12 protein-coding genes, 5 tRNA genes and 1 pseudogene are annotated in these 12,164 nt (G+C 54.1%); 15 read left to right on the top strand and 3 right to left on the bottom strand.

All coding sequences use genetic code 11. From position 1 onward, the window contains the following. Nucleotides 1-1,091, top strand: a pseudogene (locus tag BR83_RS17645) (IS3 family transposase); the annotation flags it as partial. 236 nt (nucleotides 1,092-1,327) lie between these two features. On the opposite strand, the gene BR83_RS0111175 reads toward BR83_RS17645, so the two are convergent. Together BR83_RS0111175 and BR83_RS0111170 are read right to left on the bottom strand one after the other, a co-directional pair. Then, entirely contained in the window at nucleotides 1,328-1,732 is a 405-nt protein-coding gene (locus BR83_RS0111175) for a type II toxin-antitoxin system VapC family toxin (RefSeq protein ID WP_027357150.1), read from the bottom strand. Continuing rightward, complete coding sequence (locus tag BR83_RS0111170; protein WP_027357149.1) at nucleotides 1,720-1,992, bottom strand: YlcI/YnfO family protein; 273 nt, start codon at nucleotides 1,990-1,992, stop codon at nucleotides 1,720-1,722. Before BR83_RS0111170 ends, BR83_RS0111175 begins: the two co-directional genes overlap by 13 nt. Before the next feature lie 459 nt (nucleotides 1,993-2,451). On the opposite strand from BR83_RS0111170, the gene BR83_RS0111160 reads away from it, so the two are divergent. The 4 genes from BR83_RS0111160 (at nucleotide 2,452) to BR83_RS0111145 (ending at nucleotide 3,046) form a co-directional block, all read left to right on the top strand. Beyond that, a tRNA-Ser gene (locus tag BR83_RS0111160) sits at nucleotides 2,452-2,542 on the top strand. A gap of 17 nt (nucleotides 2,543-2,559) precedes the next feature. Next, nucleotides 2,560-2,654, top strand: a tRNA-Ser gene (locus BR83_RS0111155). A 145-nt stretch (nucleotides 2,655-2,799) separates the two neighbouring features. Beyond that, nucleotides 2,800-2,876, top strand: a tRNA-Arg gene (locus BR83_RS0111150). A gap of 93 nt (nucleotides 2,877-2,969) precedes the next feature. After that, nucleotides 2,970-3,046: transfer RNA gene (locus tag BR83_RS0111145), tRNA-Arg, on the top strand. A gap of 363 nt (nucleotides 3,047-3,409) precedes the next feature. Here BR83_RS0111145 and mtaB read toward each other — a convergent pair. Then, nucleotides 3,410-4,717: a tRNA (N(6)-L-threonylcarbamoyladenosine(37)-C(2))-methylthiotransferase MtaB gene (mtaB, locus tag BR83_RS15770; protein ID WP_034635240.1), complete on the bottom strand. Its 1,308-nt coding sequence runs from the start codon at nucleotides 4,715-4,717 to the stop codon at nucleotides 3,410-3,412. A 288-nt stretch (nucleotides 4,718-5,005) separates the two neighbouring features. Between mtaB and tadA the strand changes: the two genes are divergently transcribed. From tadA to BR83_RS0111085, 10 genes are all read left to right on the top strand, one after another. Continuing rightward, nucleotides 5,006-5,446, top strand: a complete 441-nt coding sequence (gene tadA, locus BR83_RS0111135; RefSeq protein WP_034635248.1) for a tRNA adenosine(34) deaminase TadA — start codon at nucleotides 5,006-5,008, stop codon at nucleotides 5,444-5,446. A gap of 16 nt (nucleotides 5,447-5,462) precedes the next feature. Continuing rightward, nucleotides 5,463-5,555, top strand: a tRNA-Ser gene (locus tag BR83_RS0111130). Nucleotides 5,556-5,908: 353 nt separating this feature from the next. Next, nucleotides 5,909-6,136 (top strand): type II toxin-antitoxin system HicB family antitoxin, encoded by a 228-nt coding sequence (locus tag BR83_RS0111120; protein WP_027357147.1) that lies wholly within the window; start codon nucleotides 5,909-5,911, stop codon nucleotides 6,134-6,136. A 7-nt stretch (nucleotides 6,137-6,143) separates the two neighbouring features. After that, nucleotides 6,144-6,371: a type II toxin-antitoxin system HicA family toxin gene (locus tag BR83_RS0111115; RefSeq protein ID WP_027357146.1), complete on the top strand. Its 228-nt coding sequence runs from the start codon at nucleotides 6,144-6,146 to the stop codon at nucleotides 6,369-6,371. Between the two features lie 406 nt (nucleotides 6,372-6,777). Continuing rightward, nucleotides 6,778-7,152 carry a DnaJ family domain-containing protein gene (locus BR83_RS0111110; RefSeq protein WP_027357145.1) on the top strand — a complete coding sequence of 125 codons (375 nt, stop codon included), beginning with the start codon at nucleotides 6,778-6,780 and terminating at the stop codon, nucleotides 7,150-7,152. Between the two features lie 74 nt (nucleotides 7,153-7,226). Beyond that, nucleotides 7,227-8,324 (top strand): iron-containing alcohol dehydrogenase family protein, encoded by a 1,098-nt coding sequence (locus BR83_RS0111105; RefSeq protein WP_027357144.1) that lies wholly within the window; start codon nucleotides 7,227-7,229, stop codon nucleotides 8,322-8,324. After that, complete coding sequence (gene hisC / locus BR83_RS0111100; RefSeq protein ID WP_034635238.1) at nucleotides 8,321-9,433, top strand: histidinol-phosphate transaminase; 1,113 nt, start codon at nucleotides 8,321-8,323, stop codon at nucleotides 9,431-9,433. Before BR83_RS0111105 ends, hisC begins: the two co-directional genes overlap by 4 nt. Nucleotides 9,434-9,519: 86 nt before the next feature. Further along, nucleotides 9,520-10,524, top strand: coding sequence for an ABC transporter substrate-binding protein (locus tag BR83_RS0111095; RefSeq protein ID WP_207640198.1), 1,005 nt, complete (start codon nucleotides 9,520-9,522; stop codon nucleotides 10,522-10,524). Between the two features lie 53 nt (nucleotides 10,525-10,577). Then, complete coding sequence (locus BR83_RS0111090; RefSeq protein ID WP_027357141.1) at nucleotides 10,578-11,357, top strand: ABC transporter permease; 780 nt, start codon at nucleotides 10,578-10,580, stop codon at nucleotides 11,355-11,357. Nucleotides 11,358-11,359: 2 nt separating this feature from the next. Beyond that, nucleotides 11,360-12,142: an ABC transporter ATP-binding protein gene (locus tag BR83_RS0111085; protein ID WP_027357140.1), complete on the top strand. Its 783-nt coding sequence runs from the start codon at nucleotides 11,360-11,362 to the stop codon at nucleotides 12,140-12,142. Nucleotides 12,143-12,164: the final 22 nt, after the last annotated feature.

Here is a 12,164-nt window from a genome sequence, read left to right as displayed (position 1 = left end):
GCAACGCTTAGAAGAACTTGAAAAAAGGCTTAAAGCAGTCAGCACCGAAAATGACCGGTTAAAAAGGCTCTTAGCAGAGAAAGAGCTGGAGCTGGCTATTCTTAGAGAGCTAAGGGATAGAGTAAACCCTCGTTAGCCGACAAAGTCGCCATAGCAGAAAAGTGGATTTCCCAGGGTTATAGCGTTCGCCTTGTTCTCGGCTTTGTCGGCCTGCCCCTCTCCACCTACTATGCTTTTAGAACAAGGCGAACCCAGGAAAAATCTGAACCCCAAGAAAAGGATGCTTCCGCCAAGGAGTTAAAGCGCTGCGGTAGGCCAAGGTCTACTTATTCTTTAACCCGTGAGGGCAGGAAAATATCCGATGAACAGATTAAAGAATACCTGACTGAACTAGTTTGCGGGGAAGGTTTTCCTTACGGCTACCGCAAGCTTACTGTATGCCTGCGGGAAGATTATGGCCTTATCATAAACCACAAGAAGGTTTACCGGCTATGTAAGGAACTGGATATTCTCCTGCCCCAGCGCAAAGTTAAAAGAGAGAAGCCTCGGGTTTTAGCCAAGCGAGAAGAAGTTACCGGTCCTAATCAACTCTGGGAAATGGATGTGAAGTGACAGACCAATTTTTCTTCCAGCTATCCCTACTTGATGTTTTTGACCGTATGGTAATTGATTATCACCTGGGCCTATCTTGTACTGCTATTGATGCTGTTCGGGTAGTGAAAAATGCTCTGAGGAAGCGAGGCCTATATAAAGGGGCGAAGATGCCTAAACTTCGTACAGATAATGGGCCCCAGTTCATCGCCAAGAAGTTCCAGGAAACCTGTGAAAAACTAGGAATTGTCCATGAGCGTATACCTGTTAAAACCCCTAATCTAAATGCCCATATTGAAGCTTTTCATTCTATCCTGGAGACTGAATGCTATAGCCGTCATGAATTTCAGAGCTTTATGGAAGCCTATGCAGAGGTATCCAGGTATATAGAGTATTACAATCGGAAAAGGAGGCATGGTAGCTTGGGGTATATAAGCCCTGAGGAGTTCCATAAGGTATTTATGAGCAAATTAATGAAAGCCGAATCTTTTGTGGCATAATCTCCATAATTAGGGGGCCAGCCCGGTACGACTTCATCGACGGCTTTGCCCGTTAGCTGCGCGACGCCGTGCCCCACTTCGAAAGGCGACTGGAGGCTTTAGACGGCAAGGCCATGGTCGTCTGCATGAGGCGGCGCATCTGAGTTGAGCTTTACAAGTATCTCCGGGAACTGCCGGGCTGTCCGGAGGTGGCGGTGGTGATGACCGGCCCGGCGAGCGACCCGGAGGATTACCAGCTACAGTCCTATAGTGGCTATTTTTTCGGGAAGCACCGTTTCGACAGTAGGGAAGTCTTTGACGTTTGAGGTGACCACCTTCAGGTTCCTCAACTCGGCCGTCGCCGCGATCAGGCAGTCGGCCATTCCCAGGGTCCTGCCTTTTGCGGCCTGATCCCGCCGGATTTCGGCGGCGCGCCCGGCAACTCTGCGGTCCACGGGAAGCATTTCCCATGCTTCCAACAGCTTTTCGACGGCGGTTCTTGCTTTTTCAGTACGAGCTCCGTACAGGAGTTCGTGGTAGACGATCACGCTGGTGGCTGCTGAACCGGACGCCACCACCTGTTCCAGCCAGGCGCCCGCATCGGGGGACAGTCTTCCGGTCAGGTGGTCGATCAGGACGCAGGTGTCTATCAGGTAGCCCATGCCGGCGGCTCACCATCCTCACCGCGCACTTTCCGGACCCAATCCACTCCCGGTACTTCCGCCCACTCCGGTGCGTCCTCCGGTCCGAGAATTCCCCGGGTTTCCCGCAACCCCCTGAGCCGTATTTCGCGGGCCACTTTTTCCGCGACCGCCTGGACGATAAATTCATTACGGCTAACGCCGAGAAGTCTCAAGAGTTGTTCCATTTGTGCGATGATACTTTTTGGTAACCTGACATGCACCATACGTGTGTTATCCATTTTGTAACACCTCCTGTTATATGACCATGTTATCATAACGTAAAGGAAAGGTCAATTCCAGAGCGAGGGTGACGAAAAGAAGGACTGCACCCACTATTTGGCGAATATCTAACATGAGACCTCACACTCCTTTTTGGGGTGTTTTGGCGCGCGAGGTCTCATTTCTTTTTCAGGGGGCTGGGGACAAAATCGAATGCGGCCAACGGGATCGCCGACTGGATCACTTGGCGTGCCGGGGATCTTGAGCAGAAACGCACCAGCCTGGCCTTCCAGAACCCGCTGCAAAACCAGCATCCGCTTCAGTTCCGTCTGCGACAGGGTAACCATCTCCTTCATACTGACATTTTCACTGACGGATTTTACCCTCACAATATCACAGACGGTTCACACCCGCCCCTTTAATTTGGTTGACAGGCAAGAGCTCCTGTGTTATACTTTTACTTGCATCGGGCATGGTCTGGAGGGGTGTCCGAGTGGTTTAAGGAGGCGGTCTTGAAAACCGTTGGGCTGTTTACCAGCCCCGTGGGTTCGAATCCCACTCCCTCCGCCAGTTGATTGTATTTGCGTGGAGAGCTGGCCGAGTAGGTCGAAGGCGCTCGCCTGCTAAGCGAGTAGACGGTTATAAAACTGTCTCGAGGGTTCGAATCCCTCGCTCTCCGCCAGGTAAGAGGCGGTGTGCTTAAAAGCACACCGTCTTCTGGTTAGATTGCCTCCAAACCTGTTGTCCTGATCTGAAACCCGGCAATTCACGGTCTTGACTTTTAAAGACTCCTCTGGTACAATTACAGGTGCCGGGTATGCTGCTGTGTGCCTGTAGCTCAATTGGATAGAGCATCTGACTACGGATCAGAAGGTTGGGGGTTCGAGTCCCTCCAGGCACGCCATCATAAATAAGTTAAGTAACTTGTTCCCGCTTGCTGTATGCCAGGCAGATGCCGGGGTTTTCCCGGCACTATTAATTCTTATCTTTTAGTTGTGCGCCCGTAGCTCAGGAGGATAGAGCAGCGGTTTCCTAAACCGCGTGTCGGGGGTTCGAGTCCCTCCGGGCGCACCAGAAAAAGCCAGGCCCCGCAAGGATTTGCGGGGCTTCAGATTGTTGACAAACTTCTTATGTGCCCTGGTTTTAAAGGAGGAGCGACCTGGAGTGAGCGCTGCCGGGCCAGGCCCGGGCGACGGGATGAGGCGGGGCCGCGGACAGGAAGTCCGCGGAGGCCACCTGAACACAGGATGTGTGAATGTGGCCGGTACCCGCCGAAGACCGGAACCGGGGCCTTTTGGCCCGGCAAGCGATACGACCCGGGAGCGACGACTAAAACCAGGGCAATCTCCGGGGGCACTTTATCGACAGCCTGAAGCCCCGCAAGGATTTGCGGGGCCTGCTATTTATGGCTTTCTGTCCTGCGTGCTTTGGGGAATTTTACTGTTTTTTTACCAGGTGCCCTTCCACTCCCCAGGGTGCCGCAGCCGTAACCTGAACCTGCACCAGGGAGCCCTTCAGTTCCGCAGCGGCAGCCGGGAACCGTACCCTCACGTAATGTTCCGATAATCCTTCCCCCGGGTTTTCCACCTTTTCCACCAGCACCTGCACCTGTTTGCCCACCAGCTGCCGGTGAAAGCGCAGGGAAAGTTTTTCGTCAAGGGCACGCAGTTCCCGGACCCTTCTTTTTTTAATATCAGGGGCTACCTGTTCGGGGAAACTGAAGGCCTCCGTTCCCGGTCGTGGTGAGTAGGGAAACACATGCAGGTGGCTTAAAGCCAGCTCCTCAACCAGGTCCATGGTCTGCCGGTGATCATCTTCCGTTTCCCCGGGAAAGCCCACGATTAAATCCGTCCAGATGGAAAGGTCCGGGATTAATTCCCTTGCCTTTTGCACCAGACGGGCAAAGTCCCCGCTCCTGTACCTGCGCCCCATTTTCTGGAGGATACGGTCTGAACCGCTCTGGAGGGGCAGGTACAAAAACGGGCAGACTTTGCGGGAACGGGCTATGGTTTGTAAAAACTCCGGGTGCAAATCCATAGGTTCGATATAGCTCAGGCGCAGGCGGAACGGATAGGGGAGAGCGTCCAGTTCCCTTATGAGGCGGGCCAGGTTCCATCCGGGCAGATCCTTACCATACGCCCCCAGGTGGGTGCCGGCCAGGACTATCTCCCGGTAACCCATGTTTGCAAAATGTTCCAACCGGGCAATTACCTTTTCCGGTGCCAGGCTTCTGGGTAACCCGCGGGCTTTCCGGACAATACAATAGGTGCAGGCCTCGTCGCAACCCTCCTGGATTTTAATGACGGGGCGGGTGCGGCCGTAGTTGCCGGTCAGGGGGAAATCCTCAAAACTTTCACCCGGCTCATGTTCCGTAATGATTATCTTTTGCTCCCGCTGGCACCGGGCAAGCTCACGGGCTATAATGGCCGGCAGCCGGGTTCTACCGGTGGTGCCGATGATAATATCCACAAAAGGAAGTTTTTCCTTTATTTCCTCCCAGTACACCTGCGGGTAGCATCCGGCCAGAACCACCAGAGCCCGGGGATTCTCTTTTTTAGCCTGGCTGGCCAGCCGTCGGGCTTCGGCTGCCGCGGACCGGGTTACCACGCAGCTGTTGATAATATAAACATCGGCTGCTTTTTGCGCCGGGGAAAAACCTGCTTCCTGCATGGCCAGCTCCAGAGCCCGCCCTTCCTGCTGGTTGACCGGGCAGCCAAGGGTTTTAACCTTGAAGGTATAGGACAATGACGTTCCCTCCGCCATCGGACATTTGCTCCGTTACAGGACCCTTAAAATTATACCACATTGTCTGCTTTTCCTAATCTGGTTTGTCATCCGGTTTCACCGGGCGGGTTTCCGTTTGCCGCTTTCGGGGACTTCCGCGCCCGTGCGGGACGGATTGGCTGCGTCGAACCGGGTTTAGCGGAAACGCGGGTTGTCAAGGGTAGGGCTGCTATGTTAAAATAACTCTGCCGGTAAGAAGCATTCCGGGTATTCCGGTGGGGGGGATGGTTGACGGATCATCGCCGCTACATGCTGGAGGCTCTGGCCGAGGCGCAAAAAGCCTATGAAATGGGCGAAGTGCCCATCGGGGCGGTAGTGGTGCTGGGAGATAAAATCATAGGCCGGGGACACAACCTCCGGGAGACCCTTAAAGACAGTACCGCTCATGCGGAGATTCTGGCCATGCGGGAAGCAGCCCGTTGTCTGGGGGACTGGCGCCTGGTGGATACCGTCCTGTACAGTACCATTGAGCCCTGTCCCATGTGTGCCGGTGCCATGGTGCAGTTCCGGGTGCGAATGCTGGTTTACGGGGCCAGGGACCCGAAGGCAGGAGCGGTGGATTCCGTTATGGATATAGTGAGGGAGCCCCGGTTCAACCACCGGTTGGAAGTTGTTTCCGGTGTACTGGCCGATGAATGTGCGGCCATTATCCAGAGGTTCTTTCGTGAGTTAAGGCAAAAAGACAGGTAAAAGGAAGGATTATAACGGAGAGATGGCCGAGTGGTTTAAGGCGCTCGACTCGAAATCGAGTAGGCTGCCAAAAGCGGCCTCGTGGGTTCGAATCCCACTCTCTCCGCCATTTTATGCCATGGGAACTGCTAGAAATGCACGAATCGAGTTAAGCTAGCGAAGCCCAATGAGTTAACTCGACTCGCTACTGCCTCCCCAGTTGAAGGGAGGCATGCTTTTTATGGCAGAGAGAAAAGTAGTGAAGTTCCTTGGGGAGGTGCCTGCCACTTGGGAGAGAAGCAAAGAATATTGCTCTCCTACTTGCAAGCACTCGGCCAAAAGCCACCGCTACCGGGTGAGGCAAAAGCTGAAGCTTTTGAGAAACGCCTCTACTTGAGCAGGGTTTTAGCCATAGAAAAGCTAAATCTTGCTTCGCCAAGGCATACTATGTAAGGGCTGAAATACGTCTTGGGAGGGAAGAACATGGCCCGCTTTATTGTTTACCTCGAACCCGCCGAAGAAGGAGGCTATATTGCTTCTGTACCGGCACTGCCGGGTTGCGTCACCCAGGGGGAAACGAGGGAAGAAGCCCTGGCAATGGCTGAGGACGCCATAAGAGGGTACATCGAGAGCCTGAAAAAACATGGAGAGCCGCTACCCTTTGGCTTTGAGAAAGCGGAAGTAGAGACTATTACAGTGGACGTGGCCTAAATTAAATATGAGGAAGTTACCTGTTCTTAAAGCGAGGGAAGTCATTGCTGCCCTGCAGAAAGTTGGCTTTGAAGTTGACCATGTGACCGGGAGCCATTATATTCTCCGCCACCCAGACGGCAGAAGGGCTATCGTCCCTTTTCACGGTAACAGGGACATAAAGCAGGGAGTTTTGAGGTCTATCTTAAGGCAGGCTGGACTAACCGTTGACGAGTTTAAAAACCTTCTTGCTTGAACAGTATTTTGCGAAAGCATAGAGAAGAAAGACATAGTGAAGAAAGATACTTAACTCGATTCCGCGAAGTGAAATTTTTTGAAAAACCGAATCGAGCTAAACTAGTGGGAGGCAGTAAACGAGAAGTTCAGACATAGTGCGGGTTTGAGGGATTTGAATCTGTTTGCTCGACTCGAAATCGAGTAGGCGGGCCAAAACCTGCCTCGTGGGTTCGAATTCCACTCTCTCCGCCATTTTTTCGTCCTGATGTGTCGGACCAAGTGATTTGACCTGGTTTCGCTGCTGCCTCCCTGTTAAAGGGAGGCGTTTTTTTAGATAGACGGGGTGTCCCGACCCCGCTTACGAACTTCCCGGGAGGATAAAGCAGGCAGCGGGTGATTGGCCAGCGGCCGGTGGAGGTGGAAGAATGGATATTGTGGCGATAATTGCCGAAAATAAGATCCGGGAAGCCATGGAAAGGGGAGAGTTTGACAACCTGCCCGGCAGGGGCAGGCCCCTGCAGCTGGACGATCTGTCCGGGGTTCCCGAGGAGCTCCGGGCCTCCTACCTTATTTTAAAAAATGCCGGTGTACTGCCCCCGGAACTCGAGCTGCACAGGGAGATCATGTCCCTGAAACAGCTGGTTGATCTTTGTTACCAGGAAGAAGAAAAACAGCAACTGACCAGAAAATTAAACGAAAAAATATTGCGGTTCAACCTGCTCATGGAAAGAAGGGGCACGAATGCCGCTGTAAGATATTACAGGGAAAAAATTTATAGAAAGCTGGGAAGGGGATTTTAGGGAATAAATTGCCCATATCGAAGAAGGTATTTGTCGAAGCACCCCGAATTATGATTTGGGGTGATTAACATTTTATGCAACGCTGCCTTGCTCCAACTAAATATGTACGGGAAGAACTGGCGCTGGAAAGTTTAGGTGAGTTATTGCCCCGGGCGGTGCGGCGGGTCTTGATTGCCGGTGGGGAAACCGCCCTCCAGGTTACCGGGGAGCGCCTGACGGCAGGGTTAAGGAAAGCAGGCAGGGAGGTAGCCGGCCTGGTATGGTATGGAGGAGAATGCTCCCCGGTTAATATTGAAAAGCTGGCTGCCGCCGTGCGGGATGCCGGGGCGGAGATGCTCATTGGCGTGGGCGGGGGTAAAGCCCTGGATACGGCCAAGAGTGCAGCCTGGGTCGCCGGTGTACCGGTGGTGACCGTTCCCACTATAGCTGCCACCTGCGCGGCTTTTACCGGTATTTCTATTGTCTATAACGAGCAGGGTGTTTTTCAGGAGATATCCCGGCAGGCCCGCATGCCGGAGATGGTACTGGTGGATCTGGCTACCATTGCCCGGGCCCCGGCCGTATTTTTGATTGCCGGCATCGGGGATACCCTGGCCAAATGGTATGAGCTTGAAGCAACCGCCCGGAACCGTGGTGATTCCGCCGTAATTCGCAGTGCCCTGCAGCTGGCGGCGGTGGCCCGGGAAATACTGGTCCTGCATGGTGAAGCCGCCCTGGAGGCGGCCAGGTTCCAGGAGGTTAACGTACCCCTGGCTGAAGTGGTTGATGCCATAATCATGGTCAGCGGCCTGGTCAGCGGTTTGGGGGGCGATGAGTGCCGCACGGCGGGCGCCCACGCGGTTTACTCCGGCCTTACCTGCCTCCCGGAAACCCACGGGCGCTGCCATGGGGAAACCGTGGCCTTTGGCATTCTGGTTCAGTTGATGATGGAAAATAATTTTGCTGAAGCAGAGAAACTGATCGGTTATTACCGGAAGCTGGGTTTACCTGTAACCTTTGCTGATCTGGGGCTTGAACATGTTACATCTCAGCAACTGCATACGGTAGCGGCCGGCGCCCTGGCGACGGAAGATATTCAAAACCTGCCCTTTACCGTTGATGAAAATATGCTGGTACAGGCCCTGCTGGCTGCTGATGAGTTGGGACGAAAGAGTGGTGGGACAAGCATATGAAACCCGAGCTGCTGGCCGCCCGGCGGACCGCCGCCGTGCAGGCCTTTCCAGAGGAAATCCCGGATCTCCCCCTGGAAGAGCTCCGGGCTCGCCTGGGCCGGGAACGGGTGTACAAGCTTTCTTTCAATGAAAACCCTTATGGCCCCTCTCCCGCGGCAGTAAGGGCCGTGCAGGAGGCGGCTGCGTCCATGCACCGTTATCCCGATTCTTACGGCCGCGCTCTATGCCAGGAACTGGCAGATTTTTACCGCCTGTCACCGGAGCAGATTCTCCTGGCCAACGGTGCCGATGAAATAATCAACCTGGTAGCCCTGGCCTTCCTTGATCCGGGGGATGAAGTAATAATTCCTTCTCCCACTTTTGGTTCCTATGCTGCGGCTGCTCACCTGGCCGGCGCTGTGCCGGTTACCGTTCCCTTAAACGACTACCACATTGACCTGGAAAAGGTAGCGGCGGCTGTTACAGAAAAAACAAAACTGATTTTTATCTGCAACCCCAACAACCCTACCGGTACGGCTTTCCCCGCGTCCGAGCTTTTACCGTTTTTGCGGCGGCTGCCGGAGCGGGTGCTGGTGGCGGTGGATGAGGCCTATAACGAGTATACCGACGACCCGGCAGGTTATACCGCCATACCTTTCCTTGGTGCTGAGCCCCGCCTGCTGGTGATGCGCACCTTTTCCAAAATATACGGCCTGGCAGCGGCCCGGGTGGGTTATTTGCTTGCCGATGCCGGCCTCGTGGCCCGGGTACACCGGGTCCGTCCACCCTTTAATGCAGGCGTTCTGGGGCAGGCAGCCGCCCTGGCTGCCTTTCGCGACCGTACGTATGTAGAAACCATGCGCAGGTACAACAGGGAACAGCGGCAGTGGCTAACTGAACAGTTATCAGCCTGCGGCTGGAAGGTTGTTCCCAGCCAGTCCAACTTCCTGCTGGTAGATACGGGAGAGGATGGCAGGGGCGTATTTGATTACCTGGTGGAACGGGGAATTATAGTCCGTCCCGGCCATGGATTTAACCTGCCCACCTGTTTGCGCATTACTGTGGGCCGGCCGGAAGAAAACAGGGCTCTGGTGGAAGCCCTGATGGCTAAAAATTCCAGGAGAAGTTAATTACCTGTTTAAAGGAAAAAAGTTTTTTTTGTCGAACAGTTTATTGCGCTAAAATATTAAAACTTTATATGGGAGGGAGAATTAAGGTGAACAAACTGGGCAAGCTGGCGGTTTTATCCCTGATCCTTATTCTGACCCTCATTGCAGCCGGCTGTGGGGGACAGGAAACCGGTCAACAACAGGCGGGTACCGGTCAGGAGCAAAAGCTGGAGAAAGTACGCCTGACCCTGCCTACCTGGCCGGGGTACGGCCCGTTGTTTTTAGCCCGTGACAAGGGCTTTTTCAAGGAGGAAGGTCTGGAGGTGGAGATTTCCGTTATTCAGGGCCTGGCCGAGCGAAAGGCAGCCCTGAAGGGCAACAAGGTGGATGGAGTTGCGACCACCCTGGATATTGAGTCCACCCTGGAAGCGGAAGGAGTACCGCTGACAATTGTCTGGGCACTGGACGACTCCTATGGCGGCGACGGTATAGTGGCCAGGAAGGATATAAAGTCGGTGGCCGACCTGAAAGGTAAAACCGTGGCCCTGGATGTGGGTACCACCAGTCACTTCTTCCTGCTGAACTGCCTGGAAAAAGCCGGCTTGAGCGAGGACGACATTGTAATGGTGCAGTCCGGCAGTGCCGGGGATGCCGGGCAGGCCTTCGTTGCCGGGAAAGTGGATGCGGCGGTGACCTGGGAACCCTGGCTGTCCAGGGGAATTGAAGATGGCAAGGGCAATCTGATCATAACCTCCAGGGAAACGCCGGGTTTGATTGTTGACGCGGTAGCATTCCGCAGGGATTTTGCCGAAAGCCACCCCCGGGAGATGCAGGCCCTGGTGAATGGCCTGGCCAAGGCTATGGAATTCTTTGCCCAGAACCAGAAAGAAGCCGTAGAAATCATGGCCAGGGCGATGGATATGGACCCGGAGACTTTTATGGATGGCATCCGCCTGTACAGCCTGGAGGATAACCTCAAGTTTTTCGATGGCGGAATCCAGAATACCTTGCAGAAAGCAGTGGACTTCTATTATGATAAGAAGGTGATCAACAACAAGCCCGATGTCAATAAAATGATTGATGGCAGCTACTTAAAAAATGTTACTAAATAACTGATCAGCTTAATATCCGGCGCCTTTTTGCGCCAGTATAACGAGGTTGGACAATGTTATTGCGGCAGGAAATTAACAAATCTTTATACGGCACCCTGGGGGCCGCACATTTTGCCCTTCTGTTTGCTATCTGGTCCCTGCTGGCCTACGGGCAACTGGTGCCGGCATCTTTACTGCCGACCCCCGGTGAAGTGGCCCGGACGGCGGTAGAGATGATCCGGGATGGCTCACTCTTTGAACATGCCCTGGTCAGCACCTTTCGCGTTACCTCCGGCTTCCTGCTCTCAGCCGTGATTGCGGTTCCCCTGGGTATGCTCATGGGCACCTGGAAGTGGGCCCTGGGATTTTTTGAGCCCATGTTTGGCTTTATCCGCTATATGCCTGCTTCGGCTTTTATCCCCCTGTTTATCCTGTGGTTGGGCCTTGGTGAGCCGGAAAAGATCATGGTTATTTTCTGGGGGACCTTTTTTCAGCAGGTGCTCATGATCATGGATGTGACCAAAAACGTGCCCCTTGAGCTCATTGAAGTGAGCTATACCCTGGGGGCCAGGGGGCTTTCCGTTTTCAGCCGGGTAATTATTCCCGCTTCCCTGCCGGGAATTGTAGATACCCTGCGCATTACCTTCGGCTGGGCCTGGACCTACCTGGTGGTGGCTGAGATTGTGGGGGCAAGTTCCGGCCTGGGGTATGCCATTATGCATGCGGCCAGGTTTGGCCACACGGGAAAGATATTTGTCTGCATCCTGACCATCGGCCTCCTGGGCATGATTACCGACTTAATCTTTAAGTTTATCTACAATACTTTGTTTGCCTACCAGCGGCGGGGGACGTAGAAGTGTTGCCTAAAAACGTGAAGTTAAGTATTCAGGGAGTATCCAAAACCTTTAACGGCGGCCGCAGCAGTGTGGAGGCCCTTAAGGCCACCAGCTTTGATGTGCGGGAAGGGGAATTTGTGACCATTCTCGGTCCATCGGGGTGCGGTAAATCCACCATCCTGCGAATTGTAGCCGGGTTAACCGAGCCCACTGCCGGGAAGGTGCTGCTGGACGGCCGGGAAATTAAGGGAGCCGGGCCGGACCGGGGGATGGTTTTTCAATCCTATACCCTTTTCCCCTGGTTGACGGTGCGGCGCAACATCGAATTCGGCCTGGAGTTGCGTGGTGTACCGGCGGCAGATCGTCATGCCATTTCCGAGCATTACACTGAACTGATCGGGTTGAAGGGGTTTGAAGAAGCTTACCCGGTAAGCCTTTCCGGGGGGATGAAACAGCGGGTGGCTATCGCCCGCGCCCTGGCCAACGATCCCGAGATATTGCTTATGGACGAGCCCTTTGGCGCCCTGGATGCCCAGACCAGGTTAATCATGCAGGAGATCCTGCTGAAAGTGTGGGAGGAATCCCGGAAGACCATTCTGTTTGTAACCCATGATGTGGAAGAAGCGGTTTTTTTGAGCGATACGGTGCACATAATGACTGCACGCCCCGGGCAGATTAAAGAAACGGTGCAGATTCCCCTGCCCCGGCCCCGTACTTACGAGATGAAAGATGATCCCGAATTCTGGCACCTGAAAAAATATTTACTGGATCTCATCCGGACGGAAAGCCTGAAAGCGGTCTGATGTGGGTGAAGCGCCTTACGCA

Origin of the sequence: Desulfofundulus thermocisternus DSM 10259, from assembly GCF_000686645.1 — a bacterium.
GTDB classification, from domain to species: Bacteria; Bacillota; Desulfotomaculia; order Desulfotomaculales; family Desulfovirgulaceae; genus Desulfofundulus; species Desulfofundulus australicus.
This window is presented reverse-complemented; position numbering and strand designations above follow the sequence as displayed.